At 66.8% G+C, this 20,016-nt stretch carries 20 protein-coding genes and 1 tRNA gene; 13 read left to right on the top strand and 8 right to left on the bottom strand.

What is annotated here, in order from left to right; all coding sequences use genetic code 11:
• Nucleotides 1-10: 10 nt before the first annotated feature.
• The 3 genes from D2T30_RS01315 to D2T30_RS01305 all read left to right on the top strand — a co-directional run bounded on the left by D2T30_RS01315 (nucleotide 11) and on the right by D2T30_RS01305 (nucleotide 3,912).
• Entirely contained in the window at nucleotides 11-1,813 is a 1,803-nt protein-coding gene (locus D2T30_RS01315; RefSeq protein WP_128207314.1) for an aminopeptidase P family protein, read from the top strand.
• A 324-nt stretch (nucleotides 1,814-2,137) separates the two neighbouring features.
• Nucleotides 2,138-3,520, top strand: coding sequence for an FAD-binding oxidoreductase (locus D2T30_RS01310; protein ID WP_128207313.1), 1,383 nt, complete (start codon nucleotides 2,138-2,140; stop codon nucleotides 3,518-3,520).
• Nucleotides 3,520-3,912 (top strand): SgcJ/EcaC family oxidoreductase, encoded by a 393-nt coding sequence (locus D2T30_RS01305; protein ID WP_128207312.1) that lies wholly within the window; start codon nucleotides 3,520-3,522, stop codon nucleotides 3,910-3,912. Before D2T30_RS01310 ends, D2T30_RS01305 begins: the two co-directional genes overlap by 1 nt.
• Nucleotides 3,913-4,287: 375 nt before the next feature.
• On the opposite strand, the gene guaB is transcribed toward D2T30_RS01305, so the two are convergent.
• Nucleotides 4,288-5,736 carry an IMP dehydrogenase gene (guaB, locus tag D2T30_RS01300; protein ID WP_128207311.1) on the bottom strand — a complete coding sequence of 483 codons (1,449 nt, stop codon included), beginning with the start codon at nucleotides 5,734-5,736 and terminating at the stop codon, nucleotides 4,288-4,290.
• A 187-nt stretch (nucleotides 5,737-5,923) separates the two neighbouring features.
• Between guaB and D2T30_RS01295 the strand changes: the two genes are divergently transcribed.
• From D2T30_RS01295 to D2T30_RS01275, 5 genes are all read left to right on the top strand, one after another.
• On the top strand, nucleotides 5,924-6,853 hold the full coding sequence (locus D2T30_RS01295; protein ID WP_241651159.1) for a DMT family transporter: 930 nt from the start codon (nucleotides 5,924-5,926) through the stop codon (nucleotides 6,851-6,853).
• Nucleotides 6,854-6,877: 24 nt separating this feature from the next.
• On the top strand, nucleotides 6,878-7,741 hold the full coding sequence (locus D2T30_RS01290) for an ATPase (protein WP_128207310.1): 864 nt from the start codon (nucleotides 6,878-6,880) through the stop codon (nucleotides 7,739-7,741).
• Between the two features lie 13 nt (nucleotides 7,742-7,754).
• Complete coding sequence (locus D2T30_RS01285) at nucleotides 7,755-8,675, top strand: homoserine O-succinyltransferase (RefSeq protein ID WP_128207309.1); 921 nt, start codon at nucleotides 7,755-7,757, stop codon at nucleotides 8,673-8,675.
• 202 nt (nucleotides 8,676-8,877) lie between these two features.
• Nucleotides 8,878-9,789, top strand: a complete 912-nt coding sequence (ppk2, locus tag D2T30_RS01280; protein WP_128184142.1) for a polyphosphate kinase 2 — start codon at nucleotides 8,878-8,880, stop codon at nucleotides 9,787-9,789.
• Complete coding sequence (locus D2T30_RS01275) at nucleotides 9,789-10,403, top strand: TetR/AcrR family transcriptional regulator (RefSeq protein WP_128207308.1); 615 nt, start codon at nucleotides 9,789-9,791, stop codon at nucleotides 10,401-10,403. The genes ppk2 and D2T30_RS01275 overlap by 1 nt, the downstream gene beginning before the upstream one ends.
• Nucleotides 10,404-10,481: 78 nt before the next feature.
• Here the strand turns inward: D2T30_RS01275 and D2T30_RS01270 are convergent, their stop codons facing one another.
• Nucleotides 10,482-11,066 (bottom strand): outer membrane protein, encoded by a 585-nt coding sequence (locus D2T30_RS01270; protein ID WP_128207307.1) that lies wholly within the window; start codon nucleotides 11,064-11,066, stop codon nucleotides 10,482-10,484.
• 255 nt (nucleotides 11,067-11,321) lie between these two features.
• Complete coding sequence (locus D2T30_RS01265; protein WP_128207306.1) at nucleotides 11,322-12,158, bottom strand: DUF2059 domain-containing protein; 837 nt, start codon at nucleotides 12,156-12,158, stop codon at nucleotides 11,322-11,324.
• 174 nt (nucleotides 12,159-12,332) lie between these two features.
• On the opposite strand from D2T30_RS01265, the gene D2T30_RS01260 reads away from it, so the two are divergent.
• A tRNA-Ser gene (locus tag D2T30_RS01260) sits at nucleotides 12,333-12,422 on the top strand.
• Between the two features lie 172 nt (nucleotides 12,423-12,594).
• Here D2T30_RS01260 and D2T30_RS01255 read toward each other — a convergent pair.
• Nucleotides 12,595-13,893: an adenylosuccinate synthase gene (locus D2T30_RS01255; RefSeq protein WP_128184134.1), complete on the bottom strand. Its 1,299-nt coding sequence runs from the start codon at nucleotides 13,891-13,893 to the stop codon at nucleotides 12,595-12,597.
• Nucleotides 13,894-13,987: 94 nt separating this feature from the next.
• Nucleotides 13,988-14,311, bottom strand: a complete 324-nt coding sequence (locus D2T30_RS01250; protein WP_128184132.1) for a 2Fe-2S iron-sulfur cluster-binding protein — start codon at nucleotides 14,309-14,311, stop codon at nucleotides 13,988-13,990.
• Between the two features lie 138 nt (nucleotides 14,312-14,449).
• Between D2T30_RS01250 and D2T30_RS01245 the strand changes: the two genes are divergently transcribed.
• Nucleotides 14,450-14,860: a peptidoglycan-binding domain-containing protein gene (locus D2T30_RS01245; protein WP_128207305.1), complete on the top strand. Its 411-nt coding sequence runs from the start codon at nucleotides 14,450-14,452 to the stop codon at nucleotides 14,858-14,860.
• An 18-nt stretch (nucleotides 14,861-14,878) separates the two neighbouring features.
• Here D2T30_RS01245 and argF read toward each other — a convergent pair whose 3' ends face one another.
• Together argF and D2T30_RS01235 are read right to left on the bottom strand one after the other, a co-directional pair.
• Nucleotides 14,879-15,805: an ornithine carbamoyltransferase gene (argF, locus tag D2T30_RS01240; RefSeq protein ID WP_128184128.1), complete on the bottom strand. Its 927-nt coding sequence runs from the start codon at nucleotides 15,803-15,805 to the stop codon at nucleotides 14,879-14,881.
• Nucleotides 15,806-15,845: 40 nt separating this feature from the next.
• Nucleotides 15,846-17,021: an aspartate aminotransferase family protein gene (locus tag D2T30_RS01235; RefSeq protein WP_128207304.1), complete on the bottom strand. Its 1,176-nt coding sequence runs from the start codon at nucleotides 17,019-17,021 to the stop codon at nucleotides 15,846-15,848.
• A 314-nt stretch (nucleotides 17,022-17,335) separates the two neighbouring features.
• Here D2T30_RS01235 and D2T30_RS01230 point away from each other — a divergent pair, with 314 nt between their 5' ends.
• Entirely contained in the window at nucleotides 17,336-18,202 is an 867-nt protein-coding gene (locus D2T30_RS01230; RefSeq protein ID WP_128207303.1) for a 50S ribosomal protein L11 methyltransferase, read from the top strand.
• Nucleotides 18,203-18,266: 64 nt separating this feature from the next.
• Here the strand turns inward: D2T30_RS01230 and D2T30_RS01225 are convergent, their stop codons facing one another.
• Nucleotides 18,267-18,455 carry a DUF1127 domain-containing protein gene (locus D2T30_RS01225; RefSeq protein ID WP_128207302.1) on the bottom strand — a complete coding sequence of 63 codons (189 nt, stop codon included), beginning with the start codon at nucleotides 18,453-18,455 and terminating at the stop codon, nucleotides 18,267-18,269.
• 346 nt (nucleotides 18,456-18,801) lie between these two features.
• Between D2T30_RS01225 and ruvC the strand changes: the two genes are divergently transcribed.
• Both ruvC and ruvA read left to right on the top strand, forming a co-directional pair.
• Nucleotides 18,802-19,353, top strand: a complete 552-nt coding sequence (ruvC, locus tag D2T30_RS01220; RefSeq protein WP_128184121.1) for a crossover junction endodeoxyribonuclease RuvC — start codon at nucleotides 18,802-18,804, stop codon at nucleotides 19,351-19,353.
• Complete coding sequence (ruvA, locus tag D2T30_RS01215) at nucleotides 19,350-20,006, top strand: Holliday junction branch migration protein RuvA (protein ID WP_128207301.1); 657 nt, start codon at nucleotides 19,350-19,352, stop codon at nucleotides 20,004-20,006. The genes ruvC and ruvA overlap by 4 nt, the downstream gene beginning before the upstream one ends.
• The last annotated feature ends 10 nt before the right edge of the window (nucleotides 20,007-20,016 follow it).

Genomic DNA, 20,016 nt, shown 5'->3' with positions numbered 1-20,016 from the left:
GGAGGGACCGATGTTTCAGGAGTTTTCGGCAAAGACCTCGCCCGAATTCGGGGCCGCGCGACTGGCGGCCTTGCGGGCGGAACTGGCGAAGGCCGGGCTCGACGCCTTCATCGTGCCCCGCGCCGATGCCTGGCAGGGCGAATATGTGACCGAGGCGGATGCCCGGCTGGCATGGCTGACGGGCTTCACCGGCTCGGCCGGGTTCTGCATCGTGACGCAGGATCGCGCCGGGGTGTTCGTCGACGGACGCTACCGCGTTCAGGTCCGGGCCGAGGTCGACCTTGAGGCCTTCACCCCCGTCGACTGGCCCGAAACCCTGCCCGGCCCCTGGCTCGCCCAGTGCCTGCCCGCCGGATCGAAGGTCGGTTTCGACCCCTGGCTGCATACGAGGCGCGAGATCGAGGCGATCGCCACCGCCGCGAAGGATATCGCCCTTGTCGCAAGCCCGAATCCGGTCGATGCGATCTGGACCGACCGCCCCGCCCCGGCGGCGGCTCCGGTACGCCTGCACCCGATCGAATTTGCCGGCGAAAGCGCCGCCGCCAAGCGCGCCCGCATCGGCGACGAGATCGCCCGTCTGGGTGCCGTCTGCGCGGTGCTGACGCTGCCCGATTCCATTTCGTGGCTGCTGAACATCCGCGGCGCCGACGTGCCGCGCAATCCGGTGGTCCAGTCCTTCGCCATCCTGTACGACACCGGCCGTGTCGCGCTGTTCGCCGATCCGGCGAAGTTCGGCGCCGAGGTGCTGGCCGCGCTTGGCCCCGATGTCGAGCTGCTGCCGATCGGCACCTTCGCCGAGGCGCTGGAGGATCTGGCGGGGCCGGTGCTGGTCGATCCGGCCTCGGCGCCGCTAGCCGTCTGGCAGGCGCTGGACGCGGCGGGGGTTGCCACGCTCGCCGGTGCCGATCCCTGCATCCTGCCCAAGGCGCGCAAGAACCCGGCCGAGATCGCCGGGATGGAGGCCGCCCATCTGCGCGACGGCGTGGCGATGACGGAATTCCTGTGCTGGCTGGACCGCGAGGGGCCGAAGGGCCATCTGACCGAGATCGACGTGGTCACCGCGCTCGAAGGCTTCCGGGCCGAGACGAACGCGCTGCTGGACATCAGCTTCGACACGATCTGCGGGGCGGGCGAACATGGCGCGATCGTCCATTACCGGGTGAACGAAAAGACCAACCGGCCGGTCCGCCCGGGGGAAATCCTGCTGGTCGATTCGGGCGCGCAATATATCGACGGCACGACCGACATCACCCGAACGGTGGCGATCGGCCCGGTGCCCGAAGCGGCGAAGGAACCCTTCACCCGCGTCCTGCGCGGCATGATCACCATCGAGCGCGCGCGCTGGCCCAAGGGGCTTGCGGGGCGCGACCTCGACGCGCTCGCCCGCGCGCCCCTGTGGGAGGCCGGGCTCGACTACGACCACGGCACCGGGCATGGCGTCGGCGCGGCGCTCTGCGTCCATGAGGGGCCGGCGCGGATTTCGCGCATCTCAGAAATCCCGCTCGAACCCGGCATGATCCTGTCGGACGAACCCGGCTATTACCGCGAGGGCGCCTTCGGCATCCGGCTCGAAAACCTCGTGCTGACCAGTGAGGCCCCGGAGCTTCCGTGCGCCGATCCGCAGCGCAGGATGCTCGCCTTCCGCAACCTGACCTGGGTGCCGTTCGACACGCGGCTGATCTCGGTCGAGCTTCTGTCGCGGGCGGAACGCGACTGGCTGAACGCCTATCACGCCGAGGTGCTCGCGCGCATCGGCCCGCATCTGCGGCCCGCCACGCAGGACTGGCTGAACACCGCATGCGCCCCCGTCTGAGGGCGCAAGGGGGCGCTGCCCCCGTCTCTTTCAGAGACTCCCCCGGGATATTTATGGAAGAATGAAGGCCAGCATTTCTTCCGATCCGGCCCGGCAAGGGTGATGGCCTGTTTCCAATCATCTTTCCACAAATATCCCGGGGGTGAATGCCCGGCACGGGCAGAGGGGGCGGCGCCCCCTTGCGCGCCCGGTTTCGGAACGACCGGCGAAGATGGGCGCGGATCGGCGGTTTGCCGTCACCGCTCCGTGTGGTGCGCCCGTGGCTCTTTCCTCCGCGACCGCATCGTCCTATGAGGGAGCCGATATTCAAGGTCGGAGGAAGAAATGGGTCTCGAACAGGCGATCCCGGCCCTCGAAGCCCTGTTGGGCGAACGGGTCAGCCGCAAACATGCCGATCGCGATCAGCATGGCCATTCGGAAACGTGGTTCCCGCTGACCCTGCCCGATGCGGTGGTCTGGCCGCTGTCGGCCGAAGAGGTCTCGGCGGTGCTGAAGATCTGCGCGCGCGAAGGGGTGCCGGTCATCGCCTGGGGCACGGGGACCTCGCTTGAAGGGCATTCGCTGGCGACGCAGGGCGGGATCACGCTCGATCTGAGCCGCATGGACCGGATCGTCGAAGTCGCGCCCGAGGACCGTCTGGTCCGCGTGCAGCCCGGTGTCACCCGCGTCGCGCTGAACACCGAGCTGCGGGCGACGGGGCTGTTCTTTCCGGTCGATCCGGGGGCGGATGCCTCGCTCGGCGGCATGGCCTCGACCCGCGCCTCGGGGACGACGGCGGTGCGCTACGGCACGATGCGCGACAATGTGGCGGCGCTGGAGGTGGTGCTGGCCGACGGGCGGATCATCCGCACCGGCTCGGGCGCGGTGAAATCCGCCTCGGGCTACGATCTGACGGCGCTGATGCTGGGGGCCGAGGGCACGCTTGGCATCATCACCGAACTGACCCTGCGCCTGCATGGCCTGCCCGAGGCAGTGTCCTCGGCCATCTGCGCCTTCGATACGCTGGAGGCGGCGGTCGAAACCGTGCAGATGACGATCCAGATGGGGATCCCGATGGCGCGGATCGAATTCGTCGATGCCGAGATCGCGCGGATCTTCAACCGGATCAACCACACGACGATGCCGGAAAAGCCGCATCTGATGATCGAGTTCCACGGATCCGAGGCCTCGGTCGCCGAGGACAGCCGCCGCTTCGGCGAGGTGGTGGCCGAGATGGGCGGCGCCGATTTCCAATGGGCCACGACGACCGAGGACCGCAACCGCCTGTGGACCATCCGCCATGCCGCCTATGCGGCTTGCATCGCCTCGCGCCCCGGCTGCATGGGGCTGGTGACGGATGTCTGCGTGCCGATCTCGCATCTCGCCGAGGCCGTCGCGCGAGCGCGGGACATGATCGCGGAGGCCGGGCTTGTGGGGCCGATCCTTGGTCATGTGGGCGATGGCAATTTCCATGCCATCCTGCTGCTGGATCGGGACAACGCCGATGAGCTTGCGCGGGCGAAGGATCTGGCCCATGCTCTGGCGGAGATGGCGCTGACCATGCATGGCACGATCACCGGCGAACACGGGATCGGTGTCGGCAAGCGCGGGTTGATGCGCGATGAACATGGTGCGGCCTGGGACGTGATGGGGCAGATCAAGGCGGCGCTCGATCCGCTGAACATCCTCAACCCGGGCAAGGTCGTGCCGGATCGGGAGGGAGTCTGATGGCGCTTGCATCCCCCGAAGACCTGCCGCGCGCCTTTGCCCTGACATGGGGCGCGCGCGATGCCTTGGGGCTGGCTGACATGTTCGCCCCGGATGCGGAATTCCTGAGCCTCACCGGCGGATCGGCGGAGGGGCGGGACGAAATCGCGGAACTCTTCGCCGGTGAACTGGCGGGGGCTTTCGCCCGTGCGCGGCTGGTGACCGGCAAGACCCGGCTCCGCCCGATCGTGCCCGAGGTCGTGGTGATGTCGCAGCGATTCGTCCTGTCGGGGATCGTGCGGGCGGATGGAACCGATGCCGGGCGGATCGGCGCGATCCTGTGCGCGACGCTGGCCCATACCGCCGAGGGCTGGCTGATCGTCGCGGCGCAATTCGTGGTCGAGGCGTCTTAGGCCCTTCCGGGGCCGGATGCGTCTGCGGATGGGGAGAGAGGGGGCCAGCCCCCTCGGCGCAAGCGCCTCACCCCCGGGATATTTTCGGAAAGATGAAAGGCAACGGGCCGAGGCTGTGTCGAAACCCGGTTCTGGCGACACGGCAGAGAATGCGATTCTCCACAGCGGATCCCATGTCCATATCGACGCGCGTCGATGGCCTGCGGGCTGACTTCGCGAGGGAATTTATTTCAATGTCATGAAGGCGAGTGTCCACACCGCCTCGGCCCGGGTTTTGAAATCAGGCCCCACAGGAGCGATAGCCGTTCCGCAAGGTGCCGGAGGTACTCTGGCGATGTGTGGTGAGCGGCCCGCAAGGGCCGCTCACGCCGTCGATTATCCGATGCGGTAGTTCGGGCTTTCGCGGGTGATCTGCACGTCGTGGACGTGGCTTTCCTTCAGCCCCGCGCCGGTGATGCGGACGAATTCGCAGCCGCCGCGCATCTGCGCGACCGTCGCGCTGCCGGTGTAGCCCATCGCCGCGCGCAGGCCCCCCACCATCTGGTGCAGCACCGTGGCGACGGAGCCCTTGTAGGGCACCTGCCCCTCGATCCCTTCGGGCACCAGCTTGTCGGAGGCGGCGTCCTTCTGGAAATAGCGGTCGGCCGAGCCGCGCGCCATCGCGCCGAGCGAGCCCATGCCGCGATAGGATTTGTAGCTGCGGCCCTGATAGAGGATCACCTCGCCCGGCGCTTCATCGGTGCCGGAGACGGCCGAGCCGACCATCGCGCAGCTTGCGCCCGCCGCGATCGCCTTGGCGAAATCGCCGGAATACTTGATCCCGCCATCGGCGATGATCGGCACATCGCCCGCGCCCGAAACCGCATCCATGATTGCCGTGAGCTGCGGGACGCCGACGCCGGCGACGATCCGCGTGGTGCAGATCGAACCCGGGCCGATGCCGACCTTGACCGCATCCGCGCCCGCGTCGATCAGCGCGCGGGTGGCGGCGGCGGTCGCCACGTTGCCGGCGCAGACCTGCACGTCCTCGCGGTATTTCTTGATCCGCTCGACCGCCATGGCGACGCCCGCCGAATGGCCATGCGCCGTGTCGATCACGATCAGGTCGCAGCCCGCCTCGATCAGCGCCTTCGAGCGTTCGAACCCCTCGTTCCCCACGGTCGAGGCGGCGGCGGCGCGCAGGCGGCCCTTGGAATCCTTGGTCGCCAGCGGATGCAGGACCGACTTTTCGCTGTCCTTCAGGGTCAGCAGGCCGGTCAGGCGGCCTTCGCCATCGACGACCAGCAGCTTTTCGATCCGGCGCGCCTTCATCAGGTTCATCGCTTCGTCGCGGTCGGCGGGTTCGTGCAGGATGGCAAGGTTGTCGCTTGTCATCAGCGCCCGGATCGGGGTCCGGTCATCGGTGGCGAAGCGCATGTCGCGGTTGGTCACGATGCCGACGACGCGGCCGGTTTCATCGGTGACCGGGAAGCCCGAGACATTGTAACGTTTGACCAGCGCCTTGGCATCGGCCAGCGTCTGGTCCGCCGTCAGCGTGATCGGGTTGTAGACGATGCCGGATTCGAACCGCTTGACGCGGCTGACCTCTTCGGCCTGCTGCTCGATCGTCAGGTTGCGGTGGATGACCCCCATGCCGCCGGCCTGCGCCATGGCGATGGCCATCGAGGATTCGGTGACCGTATCCATCGCCGAGGACAGAAGGGGGATGTTCAGCCGGATCGACCGCGTGACGAAGGTCGAAACATCGGCCTCCGACGGCAGCACCGAGGAAGCGGCGGGAACGAGAAGAACATCGTCGAAGGTGAGCGCCTCGCGAATCTGCATCGGAATCTCCTTACAGGGAACGTTTGGCAAGCCCCTGTTTCACGCATGGGGGCGGAATGCAAGGGGCTGGCGGCCCGGTCACGCAAAAAGGATCGCCGCGCAACCCGGAAATGTGTCGGGCACAGGATCGCGTTGGCGTTCGGGGCCGTGCCCGGCTATGCGGGGCGGGCAACCGAACGGACAGACCATGCCGCCCAAGCCCGCCCTGATGACGCCCCTTGCCTGGATCCTGCTTGGCGGGCTGGCGCTGTTGTGGGGCACCTCGTTCCTCAGCAACCGGCTGGCCCTGCAGGGGATGGGGCCGATGACGGTGGTGGCGATCCGCACCGGCGGCGCGGCGGTGCTGCTGTGGATCGCGGTGCTGGTGCAGCGCAGCCCGCTGCCGCGCGACCCGCGGGTGATCCCGCGGTTCCTGTTCATCGGGCTCCTGAACTGCGCCCTGCCCTTCGGGCTGATCGTCTGGGGGCAGCAGTTCATCGCCTCGGGGCTGGCGGGCATCCTGAACGCCAGCGCGGCGCTGTTCGGGGTGGCGGTGGCGGCGATGGTCTTTCGCGACGAACACCTGACCCCGCGCCGCATCGCGGGCGTGACGGTGGGCTTTCTGGGCGTCGTCATCGCCATCGGGCCCGAGGCCCTGCGGGGGCTGAACCTGACCTCGGCCGGGCAGTTCGCCATTGTCGGCGCCTCGCTGTGCTATGCCTTCGGCGGCGCCTATACCCGCGTCGCCGCGCGCGGCATCGCCCCCGGGGTCGCGGCCGCCGGGATGCTGACGGCGGCGGCGGTCTGGATGATTCCGGCGATGCTGATCTTCGAGGGCGCGCCCCGCTTCGACTGGCCGCTACGGGTTGATCTGGCGCTGCTGTGGCTGGTGATCGGCTGCACGGTGGCGGCCTATCTGCTGTATTTCCGGCTGCTGGCGATCGCCGGATCGGGGAACACCTCGCTCGTCACGCTGCTGATCCCGCCGGTCGCGATCACCGCCGGCACGGTCGCCTTCGGCGAGCGGCTGACGGTCTCGGAACTGCTGGGCTTCGCCGTCATCGCCGCCGGGCTGTGCATCCTGAACGGCTGGCCCCTGCGCATGAAACCCCGTGACGTGCAGCGCCGCGCGCGCTAAACGGGGGCAAAACCGGGGGTTCGGATGATCTATCGCAATCGTGCGGAATGGCTGGCGGCCGAAAATCGCCGCGTGCTGATGTTCGGCATGTCGGGTCTGGGGAAGACCTGGCTTGCCTCGATGCTGCGCGCCTCGCCCTCCGGGTGGTTCCACTATTCCGTCGATTACCGGATCGGCACCCGCTACATGGGCGAATACATCGCCGACAACTTCAAGCGCGAGGCGATGAAGAACCCGTTCCTGCGCGAATTGCTGATGTCGGATTCGGTCTATATCGCCTCGAACATCACCTTTGAAAATCTGGCGCCGCTGTCCACATATCTGGGCAAGCCCGGCGATCCGGCGAAGGGCGGGCTGAGCTTTGCCGAATACCGACACCGGCAGGATCAGCACCGCGTCGCGGAAACCTCGGCGCTGCTCGACACGACGCATTTCATCTCCCGCGCGCAGGACATCTACGGCCTGCCGCATTTCATCTGCGATTCCGGCGGCTCGATCTGCGAGGTGGTCGATCCCGACGATCCGCAGGACCCGATCCTGCGCGAGCTTTCCGCCCATTCGCTGATGGTCTGGATCGAGGGCTCCGACGCCCATACCGAGGAACTCGTCCGCCGCTTCGACCGCGCGCCGAAGCCGATGTATTACCAGCCCGGTTTCCTGACCCGGATGTGGGACCAATACCGCGCCGAACGGAACGAAACCGAGGATCAGGTCGATCCCGACGCCTTCGTGCGCTGGACCTACCGGCAGGCGCTCGACCATCGCCAGCCGCGCTATGCGGCGATGGCCCGCAACTGGGGGATTGCCGTCAAGGCCGAGGATGTCGCCCTTGTGCGCGACGAAAAAGACTTTACATCGCTGATCGCCGCGGCGCTGCCTGCCGCGTAACCGGAGAAAGAAGATGCCCATCACCCTGCCCGAGACGCTTCCCGCCTTTGACATCCTGTCGAAGGAAGGCGTCATGGTGATGAGCCCCGGCCGCGCCGCGCAGCAGGACATCCGACCCCTGCGGATCGCGCTCCTGAACCTGATGCCGAAGAAGATCCAGACGGAAAACCAGTTCGCCCGGCTGATCGGCGCGACGCCCTTGCAGATCGACTTCCACCTGATCCGCATCACCTCGCACCACGCCCGGAACACCGCCGCCGAGCATATGGAGGCCTTCTACCGCCCCTTCGCCGAGGTCGAGGCCTCGGGCGAGAAATTCGACGGGCTGATCGTCACCGGCGCCCCGATCGAGCAGCTGTCGTTCGAGGAGGTCACCTACTGGGACGAACTCCAGCGGATCTTCGACTGGACGCAGAGCCATGTGTTCTCCACCTTCGGCGTCTGCTGGGGGGGCATGGCGATGGCCTATCACTTCCACGGAATCCGCAAGCATCTGCTCGACCGCAAGGCCTTCGGTTGCTACCGGCACCGCAATCTGGCGCCCTGCTCGCCCTATCTGCGCGGGTTTTCGGATGACGTGCTCGTCCCCGTCAGCCGCTGGACGGAAATGCATCAGGCGGAATTCGACGCGGCGGGGCTGAAGACGCTGATCGCCTCGGACGAGACCGGCCCCTGTCTGGTCGAGGATCCCTGTCACCGCGCGCTGTATGTGTTCAACCATTTCGAATACGATTCCGGCACGCTGAAAGAGGAATATGACCGCGACGTCGCCGCCCACCGGGCGATCAACGTGCCGCGGAACTATTACCCCGACGACGATCCCTCGAAACAGCCGTCGAACCGCTGGCGCAGCCATGCGCATCTGCTCTACGGCAACTGGATCAACGCGATCTATCAGGACACCCCCTACGACCTGACTCGGATCGGCGCCTGAGACCGGCCACCTCTTCTCCCTTCGTGTTTCCATAAATATCCCGGGATGAGGCGGATCAGGCAGCCTTCCAGTGGAAGGATGCCCCGCCGAATGCGGAACGCACGAGGGGGCTGGCCCCCTGCCACGGTGCCGCCTTGCGCGGCCTTGCGGCGCGTCTCCCCCGTCCTATAGTGAACCCGGCCCCAATACCCGCGAGGATCCCATGGGAAAGAACGACAAGCCGGCCCCCGCGGCCGTCCCGCTGCTCGACGGCATCCCCTATGTCGGCGAGATCACCAACTACCTCAATACCGAGGCGCCCGAGGCCGTCCGCAAGGCCATCGCCACTGCCAAGCCGGACGAGATCCTGTCGAAATCCTATCCCTACCGGGAAGAGATGAAGCGCAAGGACTATGAAAGCCACATGGCCGCGCTTCAGGTCGAGCTGGTGAAGATGCTGTGGGACCTGAAGGCCACGGGCAAGCGGCTCGCCGTGATCTTCGAGGGCCGCGACGCCGCCGGCAAGGGCGGCACGATCGACCGGCTGCGCGAAAACCTCAACCCCCGCTCGGCCTATATCGTCGCTTTGCCGAAGCCCGACGAACGCGAGCAGACGCAATGGTACTTCCAGCGCTACGTCGACTGGCTGCCGGCCGCGGGCGAGATCGCGATCTTCGACCGGTCCTGGTACAACCGCGGCGTGGTGGAACATGTCTTCGGCTTCTGCACCGATGAACAGCGCCGGAACTTCTTTCGCCAGCTGCCGGATTTCGAACATCTGCTGGTCGAGGAAGGCCTGATCCTGGTGAAGATCTGGCTGTCGGTCGACCGGGCGGAGCAGCTCAAGCGTTTCCTCGACCGCGAAAGCGATCCGCTGAAGCAGTGGAAGCTCAGCCGGATCGACGTCGACGGGCTGCGGAAATGGGATGAATACACCATCGCCATCCGCGAAACGCTGGAACGGTCGCATACCGGCTACGCGCCGTGGACGGTGATCCGCTCGGACGACAAGAAGCGCGCCCGGATCGCCGCGATCCAGTCGGTGCTGCATGCGATCGACTATGCCCGCAAGGACAGGGATGCGATCGGCAAGATCGACGACAGCATCTGCGGCGGGCTCGATCTGCTGAGCTGATGGAAAAGCGCGGCTATCACCACGGCAACCTGCGGCAGGCGCTGATCGAGGCCGCGCTGCGCCTGATCGAGAAGAACGGCCCGACGGGCTTTTCGCTCAGCGAGGCGGCGAAGGATGCGGGCGTGACGCCCGCCGCCGTCTATCGCCATTTCGCCGGGCGCGAGGATCTGATCGCGGAATGCGCGCGGCAGGGCTATCAGATCTTCGCCGATCTGATGGAACATGCGTGGAACGGCGGCGCGCCCTCGGCGCTGGCGGCGTTCGGGGCGACGGGGCGGGCCTATCTGGCCTTCGCCCGCCGCTTTCCCGGCCATTACGTCGCGATGTTCGAAAGCGGCATTTCCCCGAACCGCAGCCCCGACCTTGCCGCCGCCGCGGGGCGGGCCGAACAGGTGATCCTGAACGCGACCGAGGCGCTGACCCGCCATATCCCCGAGGCCCGCCGCCCGCCGCCCCGCATGGTCGCCGCCCATATCCGCGCGATGAGCCATGGCGTGGTCGAGCTTTACGCCCGCGCGCCGGGCGGCGCCGCGCCCTACACGCCCGAGGATCTGTTGGAATCGGGGATCGGCATCTATCTGCGCGGGCTCGGCCTGCTGCCACCCGATACCTGACCCCCGGAAATGACGAAGCCGGGCGGAACCCGCCCGGCCTCGTTCCCGTCCGCTGAACCGCTCCCGCGGAAACGCCCCTCAGAACCGGAAGGCCACGTTGGCGCCAAGCGTGGTCATGTTCAGATCCTCGCCCGTGCCGTCAAAGCCGTTCCCCTTGCGATAGGCGAGTTCCGAACCGACCGACCATTGGTCGCTGACCTGATATTTGACGCCGATACCGACCACCGGCAAGGTATCGGACTTGCCCTCTCCATCGACATCGGCCTTGACGTAGGAGGCCCCGAGCGTGCCGTAGGGCAGCCACCTGCCGTAGGGAACACCGGCGATCAGCTTCAGATCGGTAAAGTCCTTCACCTTGCCGGCATCGCCCTGATCCATGTTGGCCGCATTATAGGCAAGCTCGCCGCCCAGAACGAAATTGCCGTAATCCCTGATGTAACCCGCGTTCACGCCACCAAAGGCGCCATCCGTCGTCAGCAGTTCATCGGGCTTGCCGTAACCGAGTTGCAGCCCCGCGAAGAAGCCGTCCCAGTTGGCATTGGCAGGCACCACGACCGGCGCGGGCGCTACGGGCGCCTCGACCACCGGTGTATCGTAGCCGCCGGCGAAGGCCGCACCGCCGACAAGGACAAGACCGCTCGCCGCCATCAATATCCGTTTCATCATATTCCTCCTTTCGGGGAGTTCATGAAACCTGCCGGACGTCTCCGGCCTTCCTTCTGGAACCGGCCTTCGCACAAGACCGTTGCAGCACAGAGATTATGGCTCCCCGCCGGACGTTCAAGCCCCGTGTCGAAACATCCCCGGATCGGGCGCGCATCCGGCCCCGCCTCCGTCATGAAAATGCAGCATTTCCGCGCCGGAAAGCGGAGAAAGGCGCGACCCCGACTCACGCAATTTTGACTGGGCGCGTCGGTGCTACAGCTCCTTCGCGGTCATCCTTTCCGCCAGCGCCCGTCCAAGCGCCGCCGAGGTTTCCTCGAACACCGCGTTGAAGGCGTCGAACTCCGCCCGCAGAAGCTGCCGCCCGGGAACGGAGCCGCTGAACTCCGCAAGGCGGTCGATATCCCCAAGGCTCAGGGGGCCGTAGGCCTCGAACAGATAGCCTTCGAGCCATCCCGTCACCTCGCCGCGGATGTCTTCCTCCTGCGCGGCGACATCGGCGAGCATGTCCGCATCGCCGACCGGATCCGGAAAGGCGCCACCCGCCACCATCGCGCGGTAGAGCGCCAGATTGGCGTTCATCCCGCCGATGACATTCGCCTCGACCAGATCGGCGGCGGCGATCACCCGCCGCACCGCCGCGAGCTTCGGATCCCCGCGCCGGTCCGCGGCCTCTGCGGCCTCCATCGCCCGGTCCTCGGTCGCGGGGTCCAGAAGCATCCGGCGGACCTCGATCTCGCGCGCGACGATTCGGCGGCCGGAGTCCGAGGCGAGCCAGGCCTCGATCGCCCCCTGATCGGCCCCGGCAAGACCGGGCCGGAACCGGCGATCGAATTGCGGCAACAGCTGGGCCGGATCGTGGATCGCCGCGACCGTCGACCGCCAGCCGTCATCCGCCGGCTGGCCCAGCAGGTCCTCATGCAGGTCGGATCCGTAGGTGACCGCCTCCTGCTGCATGATCCCGAAAAGCGCCTCGAGACGCAGCAGATGGCCAAGCCGCGCCGGATCCGCCCGCCCGGCCAGCCCCGACAGGCAGACAAGGGCGAAGGCCAGCCCGAACAGCGACAGGCGCAGAGGAAGAGGAGCTTTCATCACGGTTCCCGCAGCAAAGGATTCGACAGCAGGATAGGCCGCCCCCGCGCCAGTCCAAAGCGCTTGCGAAGATCGCGGCGAGTTTCTTTTCGATCGTCGCCGGAAAGACAAAAAAGCGGTTGCGCCCCATCGCACGGCGGGCTAAATCCCGCTGCATCAGACGACCACCGACGCGGAGAGGTGCCGGAGCGGTCGAACGGGGCGGTCTCGAAAACCGTTGACCCTTCACGGGGTCCCAGGGTTCGAATCCCTGTCTCTCCGCCATTCTTCTGAAATCCCCTTGTTTATCAGCTACTTACAAGGCGACCTTAAAGTCGCCTCTGAAGGTTTGCGCCGACCCTCGGCCATCCGCAGCTGCGCGGTCATGCGCCGGGTGACGGGCATGAAAAAGGCGGCGATCGGAATCGCCGCCTGTCGGTTTCCCGCTGCGCCGCGGTCAGTCGGCGAAGGGGTCGGTGACCAGAATGGTGTCCTCTCGCTCCGGGCTGGTCGAGAGCATCGCCACCGGGCACTGGATCAGTTCCTCGATCCGGCGGACGTATTTCACCGCGGCCCCCGGCAGGTCGTTCCACGACCGCGCGCCTTGCGTCGATTCCGACCAGCCATCCAGTTCCTCGTAGATCGGCTGGGCCTTCGCCTGCAGGGCGGCCTGCGTCGGCAGGTAGTCGTATTCGACGCCATCGACCACATAGCCGGTGCAGATCTTGATCTTCTCGAACCCGTCCAGCACGTCGAGCTTGGTCAGCGCGATGCCCTTCATCCCCGACAGCGCGCAGGTCTGGCGCACCAGCACCGCGTCGAACCAGCCGCAGCGGCGCTTGCGCCCGGTGACGGTGCCGAATTCATGGCCGCGCGTGCCCAGACGGTTGCCATCCTCGTCATCGAGTTCGGTCGGGAACGGCCCCATGCCGACGCGCGTGGTATAGGCCTTGACGATGCCGAGCGAATAATCGACCGCATTCGGCCCAAGCCCGGTGCCCGTCGCCGCCTGCCCCGCGATCACATTCGACGAGGTGACATAGGGATAGGTGCCGAAGTCGATGTCCAGAAGCGAGCCCTGCGCCCCCTCGAACAGGATCCGCTTGCCGGCGCGGCGCAGCTCGTTCAGCACCTTCCACACGGGCGCGGCGTATTTCAGCACCTCGGGGGCGATGGCGCGCAGATCGTTCAGCAGCGCCTCGCGGTCGATCGCCTCAAGGCCCAGCCCCGCGCGCAGCGCGTTGTGATGGACCAGCGCCCGGTCGACCCGCTGTTGCAGCGTCTCGTCATCCGCAAGGTCGGCGACGCGGATCACCCGGCGCCCCACCTTGTCTTCGTAAGCCGGGCCGATGCCGCGGCCTGTGGTGCCGATCTTGGCGCTCGATCCCGTGGCCTGCGCCTCGCGCGCCCGGTCAAGCTCGCCGTGGAAAGGCATGATCAGCGCGGTGTTTTCCGCGATCATCAGGTTTTCCGGGGTGATCTTGACCCCAAGCGCGCGGATCCCGTCGATCTCCTTCAGCAGGTGCCAGGGGTCCAGCACGACGCCATTGCCGATCACCGACAGCTTGCCGCCCCGCACCACGCCCGAGGGCAGCGCGTTCAGCTTGTAGACCTTGCCGTTGATGACCAGCGTGTGGCCCGCGTTGTGCCCGCCCTGAAAGCGCGCGATCACGTCTGCCCGCTCGCTGAGCCAGTCGACGATCTTGCCCTTGCCTTCGTCGCCCCATTGGGCGCCGACCACCACGACATTGGCCATTTGTCACTCCTGAAGGGTTTTAAACCGCCTGTCCTATACCGGGACAGGCCCGCAAGGGAAACCCGCTTTTCACCCGCGCAGCCGTTTTACCGGCTCAGATCTGCCGTTCGGGGATATGGACGACCAGCCCATCCAGATCGGGCGTCACCTTGATCTGGCAGGTCAGGCGCGATTTGACCGGATCGGGATGCCAGGCGAAATCCAGCATGTCCTCCTCCATCATCTCCTTTTCCGGCAGCCGGCCAAGCCAGGCGTCATCGACATAGACATGGCAGGTCGAACAGGCGCAGGCGCCGCCGCAATCCGCGTCGATGCCGGGAATGCCGTTGTCGCGCGCGCCTTCCATCACCGTCATGCCGGGCTGGACGTCCACCTCGTGACGGGTGCCATTATGTTCGATGTAGATGATCTTCGTCATGATCCGACCTTTGCTGGGGAGACTGGCTGCCGTTTTCCCCGGTTTAGGACAAGGCCGGAGCCTTGACCAGTCTCGCGCTTTTCGCGGACGGCAGGTTGTTCTACTGTCGCCCCGACCTTCGGTTTCCCGGACCCTGCGATGATCCCCATGCCTCTCCGCCTGCCGCTTGCCGGTCTTGTCCTCGCGTCGAGCCTTGCGGGCTGCGCCTCCGCCCCGGTGGCGCGCGGCCCGGGGCCGCAGTCGCTTGTGGCCGAACTGCATCGCGGCACCCCGCCCGAGGCGCCGGATCAGTGCGCCGGGACGGTGGAGGTTTCCGGATCTTCCAGATGGTTTTCAAGCCTTTGCACCAAAGACCTCACACCGGAGATGATCCTGCCCCTGCAACGCGCGCTCGCCGCCCGCGGGGATTATGAGGGCGCGCCCGACGGCCGCCCCGGCGCGCGGACAGATGCGGCGGTGCTCGCCTATCAATCCGCGCGGGGGTTGCCGAGTGCGGTGCTTTCGACCCGCGCGGCCCAGCAGATGGGGCTGATTCCCTGGCGCGACTAGGCCGGGGAATCCGCGGCCTCAGGCGCCAAGGCACCAGCGCATCACCGCCTTCTGCGCATGCAGCCGGTTTTCCGCCTCGTCGAAGATGACCGAATGCGGACCGTCCATGACCGCCGAGGTCGCCTCGTCGTTGCGGTGCGCGGGCAGACAATGCATGAACAGCGCGTCGGGCTTGGCCCGGGCCATCAGATCCTCGTTCACCTGATAGGCGCGCAGCTGGTTGTGCCGACGTTCCTTGGCCGATTCCGGATCGTGCATCGACACCCAGGTATCGGTGACGACCAGATCGGCCCCCTCGACCGCCTTCGCCGGATCGCGCTCGATCTCGACCGCCACGCCCTTCGCGCGGGCGAAGTCCAGCCATTCGCGTTCCGGATCCAGCGTCGGCGGGCCGGTGAAGGTGAAGTCAAAACCGAACTGCCCCGCCGCCTGAATGAACGAGGCGCAGACATTGTTGCCGTCACCCGACCAGACCACCTTGCGCCCGGCGATCGGGCCGCGATGTTCCTCATAGGTCATGATGTCGGCCATGATCTGGCAGGGATGGGTGCGGTTGGTCAGCCCGTTGATGACGGGGACCGAGGCGTATTCCGCCATCTCCTGCAAGGTCGCCTCTTCGAACGTGCGGATCATGATCAGGTCGACATAGCGCGACAGCACCCGGGCCGTATCGGCGATCGTCTCGCCGTGGCCCAATTGCATTTCCTTGCCCGACAGCACCATGGTCTGTGCGCCCATCTGCCGCGCGCCGACGTCAAAGCTGACGCGCGTCCGGGTCGAGGGCTTTTCAAAGATCAGCGCCACCATCTTGCCCGCAAGCGGCTGGTCATCGTCCAGCGCGCCTTTCGGGCGGCCCTTGCGGGCGTCCTTCATCCGGCGGGCGCTGTCGATCATCCCCCGCAAGTCTTCGGGTGAGGTCAGGTGGAGGTCTAGAAAACTGGTCATCTGTTCGTCTTTCGTCATACCGGGTGTCGCCCGGCGTCAATCATGCGGCGGAAAGGGCTTCGGCGGCGGCTTCCAGCCGGCGCACGGCCTCGGCCATGTCCTCTTCGGAAATGTTCAGCGCGGGCAGGATCCGCACCACATTGTCGGCGGCGCCCACGGTCAGCAGCTTCTGCTCGTATCCCGCCTTGACGATCTCTCCCGGCGCGACCTTGCATTTGAGGCCGAGCATCAGCCCCTGCCCGCGCACGCCCTCGAACAGGTCGGGATGCGCGGCGACCAGTCCCTCAAGCTTCTGGCGCAGGAAACCGCCGCGCGCGTTCACGCCGTCGAGGAAGGCGGGATCGGAGACGATCTCCATCACCTTGCAGCCCACCGCGCAGCCGAGCGGGTTGCCGCCGTAGGTGGACCCATGCGTGCCCGCCGTCATGCCCGAGGCGGCCTTTTCGGTGGCGAGCACGGCCCCCAACGGGAAGCCCCCGCCGATGCCCTTCGCCACCATCATGATGTCGGGCGTGACGCCCGCCCATTGATGGGCGAACAGCCGGCCGGTCCGGCCCATGCCGCATTGCACCTCGTCAAAGATCAGCAGCGCACCGGCCTCGTCGCAGATCGCGCGCAGTTCCTTGAGGAAGGTGTCGCCTGCCGGGCGGATGCCGCCCTCGCCCTGCACGGGTTCGATCAGGATGGCGGCGGTCTTGTCGGTGACGGCGGCGCGGACGGCCTCGATGTCGTCCCAGGGCAGGTGGACGAAGCCCGGCAGCAGCGGGCCGAAGCCCTTCACCATCTTCTCCCCGCCCGAGGCCGCGATCGCCGCCGAGGAGCGGCCGTGGAAGGCGCCCGCAAAGGTCAGGATCTCGACCCGCTCGGGCGTGCCCGCGTCATAGAAATACTTGCGCGCCATCTTCACCGCCAGCTCGCAGGCCTCGGTCCCCGAATTGGTGAAAAAGCAGGTGTCGGCGAAGGTCTCGGCGATCAGCAGATCGGCCAGCAGTTCCTGTTGCGGGATGTGGTAGAGGTTCGACACATGCCACAGCTTCTGCGCCTGCTCGGTCAGCACCTCGACCAGTTCGGGCGCCGCATGGCCAAGCGCGTTGACCGCGATCCCCGCCCCAAGGTCGAGGTATCGCACCCCCTCCGCCGTTTCGAGCCAGGAGCCATGCCCCCTGACAAAGGCCATGGGGGCGCGGTTATAGGTCGGCAGGATGGGAGAAATCATCGTCTCACTCCGGATAGGAAGCCAAAGGGGTGCCCGAGCCGCAAGGGCCTTGTCAACGGCTTTGGCCGGTTTTCCGGACCATTGCGCGTATGGGCGAAAGATGGAAGGGGGCGGCCGTTATCCCGGCCAAAGGTGATCGGACGTCAGGCGCGGCGGCGACGTCGGACAGGGGCGATATGTGCGTTCCTTGCGATCATTCCGCCCCGGTAGCGCAAAGCGCCGCGCCTGTCAAAGGAAATACCGCCGGGGAACGGGGCACGCTTGACGCGCGGCCCGCAACGCGCCATTCCCCCGGAAAGTCGAAAGGAACCGCCATGCCCACCTTCACCGCCTTCGCGACGCTTGGCGATCGCGACAATGCCGATACGCTGGCCGAACTGGTCGAGGATCTGGACCCCGCGCCCTACGGCGTCGGCGTGTTCGAGATCGAGGATGGCTCGCAGCGGTGGGAGATCGGCGCCTATTTCCTCGAACGCCCCGATGATCTGGTGCTGGACCTGCTGGCCGCGGCGCATGGGGCCACGCCCTTCGTCATCTCGGAACTGCCCGAGACCGACTGGGTCGCCCACGTGAAGCGCGAGCTGACGCCGGTGGTGGCGGGGCGGTTCTTCGTCTACGGCAGCCATGACGCCGACAAGGTGCCGCCGGACAGCGTGCCCCTGCTGATCGAGGCGGCGATGGCCTTCGGCACCGGCCACCACGGCACCACGCTCGGCTGCCTGACGGCGCTGGACGCGTTGGAACGCGCGGGCGTGCGGGCGCACAAGGTCGTCGACATCGGCTGCGGCACGGCGGTTCTGGCGATGGCGGCGGCAAAGCTCTGGCCGGAAACCGTGCTTGCCTCCGATATCGATCCGGTCGCGGTGGATACGGCCGCGGCGAACGTCAAGGCGAACGGGCTGGAAGGCCGGGTCACCTGCGTCGAGGCCGCGGGCTTCGCCCATCCCGACCTGCTGGCCGGGGCGCCCTACGACCTGATCTTCGCCAATATCCTCAAGGCGCCGCTGATTTCCCTCGCCCCCGACATGGGCCGCCATTGCGCGCCGGGCGGGCATGTCATCCTGTCGGGCATCCTCAACGAGCAGGCCGACGAAGTCGCCGCCGCCTATAAGGCGCAGGGCTTCGCCCCCGTTTCGCGCAAGGAATATGGCGACTGGACGACGCTGGCGATGCGGCGCTGACATGAAAAAGGCCGCGCGGCTTCTGCCGGCGCGGCCTTTCAGGGATTGCCTTACGGCGGCCGGTTCAGCGGCCGATGTTTTCCGCTTCGTAGCGCGACAGGCCGATGTCGGCCAGTTCGCGATCGCTGAGCTTCGCCAGCGCGTTGCGGGTGGTGCGCAGATCGTTCCACGCCGAGATTGCGTCGAGGACGCGCGCGAAGATGCCCGAGAAGGACGAATGGGCGGCCGAGCGGGAGGTGTCGAGAAGTGCCATGGGAGAGTTCCTTTATTCTTGCGTTCTATTTGTGCTGATGCAGGGGTCATCCTGTCTTCGTAGACGCACATAGATTAGGCGGTTTGCGAAAACAACGACTGCCGCGACAGTCCCGTCATGCAAGAATCGCATGGCAAAAACGGTGTTTTTTCATCCTTTTGACGCAATCGGGCGGAATGTGCGGCGCATCCGGCATTTTGCCTGAAACGCCCCGCAACGGCCCGTCATTCCTTATGGTTTTCCGCGCTTTCGCCGGACCTCCCCAGCCCGTCCGTCCGCTTTCCTGTTTGCGATGTTCCCTTTTCGTGCTAACCACCGACAAAATGCCACATGAAGGGCGAGCAGGATGCGCGTGATCGGGATCGACCCGGGGTTGAGAAACCTCGGCTGGGGGGTGATCGAGGCAGAGGGCTCCCGCCTGCGCCACGTCGCCAATGGAATCATCCATTCCGCCGGCGAGGATCTGTCGCTGCGCCTCGTCACCCTGCACACCGGCCTGACCGAGGTGATCGCCCGCTACGCGCCCGAGGCCGCAGCCGTCGAACAGACCTTCGTCAACAAGGACGCCGTGGCGACGCTGAAGCTCGGCCAGGCGCGCGGCATCGCGCTGCTGGTGCCGGCGCAGGCCGGGCTCGCCGTCGGCGAATACGCCCCGAACGCGATCAAGAAGGCGGTGGTCGGCGTCGGCCATGCCGACAAGGTGCAGGTCCAGCACATGGTGCGGCACCAGCTTCCGGGCGTCACGTTCGAGGGCCCCGACGCCGCCGACGCGCTGGCGATCGCCATCTGCCATGCCTTCCACATGCAGGCGGTGCGCCGCACGCAGGGCGCGATCCTCGGCCGCCATACGCTGGAAATCACCGCCGGACAGGCCCGGATCAAAAGGACCGCGCCATGATCGGACGGATCGCCGGCACCATCATCCACCGCGCCATGGATCATGTGCTGATCGACGTGCGCGGCGTGGGCTATATCGTCCATGTCTCCCCCCGCACCGCGCAAAGCCTGCCACGGGTGGGCGAGGCCTGCGCCCTCTACACCGATCTTCTGGTGCGCGAGGATCTGCTCCAGCTCTTCGGCTTCCCGACGCTTCTGGAAAAGGAATGGCACCGGCTGCTGACCTCGGTGCAGGGGATCGGGGCCAAGGCCTCGCTCGCCATTCTGGGCACCCTCGGGGCCGAGGGCGTCGGCCGCGCCATCGCGCTCGGCGACTGGAACGCGATCCGCTCCGCCCCCGGCGTCGGGCCGAAACTCGCGCAGCGCGTGGTGATGGAGCTGAAGGACAAGGCACCGACCATCATGGCGCTCGGCGGGGCGCTTACCGTCGACGCCGCCCCGGCGGATGAGGTGATCGAGGCCCCGAAGACGCAACGTCCCCCCGCGCCGCCCAAAGCCAATTTCACCGCCGAGGCGCTCAGCGCCCTCACCAACCTCGGCTATGCCCCCTCCGAGGCCGCCTCCGCCATCGCCGAGGCCGGCGCGAACCCCGAGGCCACCGACACCGCCAAACTCATCCGCACGGCGCTCCGCCTCCTCGCGCCGAAGGATTGATCCATTCATC

This window comes from Paenirhodobacter populi (assembly GCF_004022215.1).
Classification (GTDB): domain Bacteria; phylum Pseudomonadota; class Alphaproteobacteria; order Rhodobacterales; family Rhodobacteraceae; genus Rhodobacter; species Rhodobacter populi.
This window is presented reverse-complemented; position numbering and strand designations above follow the sequence as displayed.

Bases quoted from the DNA above. Each gene is read 5' to 3' on its own strand.
- ruvC (WP_128184121.1), top strand. From the start codon at position 18,802: ATGCGCGTGATCGGGATCGACCCGGGGTTGAGAAACCTCGGCTGGGGG.
- D2T30_RS01250 (WP_128184132.1), bottom strand. From the start codon at position 14,311: ATGACGAAGATCATCTACATCGAACATAATGGCACCCGTCACGAGGTG.
- ruvA (WP_128207301.1), top strand. From the start codon at position 19,350: ATGATCGGACGGATCGCCGGCACCATCATCCACCGCGCCATGGATCAT.
- D2T30_RS01290 (WP_128207310.1), top strand. From the start codon at position 6,878: ATGATCTATCGCAATCGTGCGGAATGGCTGGCGGCCGAAAATCGCCGC.
- D2T30_RS01275 (WP_128207308.1), top strand. From the start codon at position 9,789: ATGGAAAAGCGCGGCTATCACCACGGCAACCTGCGGCAGGCGCTGATC.
- D2T30_RS01235 (WP_128207304.1), bottom strand. From the start codon at position 17,021: ATGATTTCTCCCATCCTGCCGACCTATAACCGCGCCCCCATGGCCTTT.
- D2T30_RS01295 (WP_241651159.1), top strand. From the start codon at position 5,924: ATGCCGCCCAAGCCCGCCCTGATGACGCCCCTTGCCTGGATCCTGCTT.
- D2T30_RS01245 (WP_128207305.1), top strand. From the start codon at position 14,450: ATGATCCCCATGCCTCTCCGCCTGCCGCTTGCCGGTCTTGTCCTCGCG.
- guaB (WP_128207311.1), bottom strand. From the start codon at position 5,736: ATGCAGATTCGCGAGGCGCTCACCTTCGACGATGTTCTTCTCGTTCCC.
- D2T30_RS01255 (WP_128184134.1), bottom strand. From the start codon at position 13,893: ATGGCCAATGTCGTGGTGGTCGGCGCCCAATGGGGCGACGAAGGCAAG.
- D2T30_RS01315 (WP_128207314.1), top strand. From the start codon at position 11: ATGTTTCAGGAGTTTTCGGCAAAGACCTCGCCCGAATTCGGGGCCGCG.
- D2T30_RS01305 (WP_128207312.1), top strand. From the start codon at position 3,520: ATGGCGCTTGCATCCCCCGAAGACCTGCCGCGCGCCTTTGCCCTGACA.
- ppk2 (WP_128184142.1), top strand. From the start codon at position 8,878: ATGGGAAAGAACGACAAGCCGGCCCCCGCGGCCGTCCCGCTGCTCGAC.
- D2T30_RS01230 (WP_128207303.1), top strand. From the start codon at position 17,336: ATGCCCACCTTCACCGCCTTCGCGACGCTTGGCGATCGCGACAATGCC.
- D2T30_RS01225 (WP_128207302.1), bottom strand. From the start codon at position 18,455: ATGGCACTTCTCGACACCTCCCGCTCGGCCGCCCATTCGTCCTTCTCG.
- D2T30_RS01310 (WP_128207313.1), top strand. From the start codon at position 2,138: ATGGGTCTCGAACAGGCGATCCCGGCCCTCGAAGCCCTGTTGGGCGAA.
- D2T30_RS01265 (WP_128207306.1), bottom strand. From the start codon at position 12,158: ATGAAAGCTCCTCTTCCTCTGCGCCTGTCGCTGTTCGGGCTGGCCTTC.
- argF (WP_128184128.1), bottom strand. From the start codon at position 15,805: ATGACCAGTTTTCTAGACCTCCACCTGACCTCACCCGAAGACTTGCGG.
- D2T30_RS01270 (WP_128207307.1), bottom strand. From the start codon at position 11,066: ATGAAACGGATATTGATGGCGGCGAGCGGTCTTGTCCTTGTCGGCGGT.
- D2T30_RS01285 (WP_128207309.1), top strand. From the start codon at position 7,755: ATGCCCATCACCCTGCCCGAGACGCTTCCCGCCTTTGACATCCTGTCG.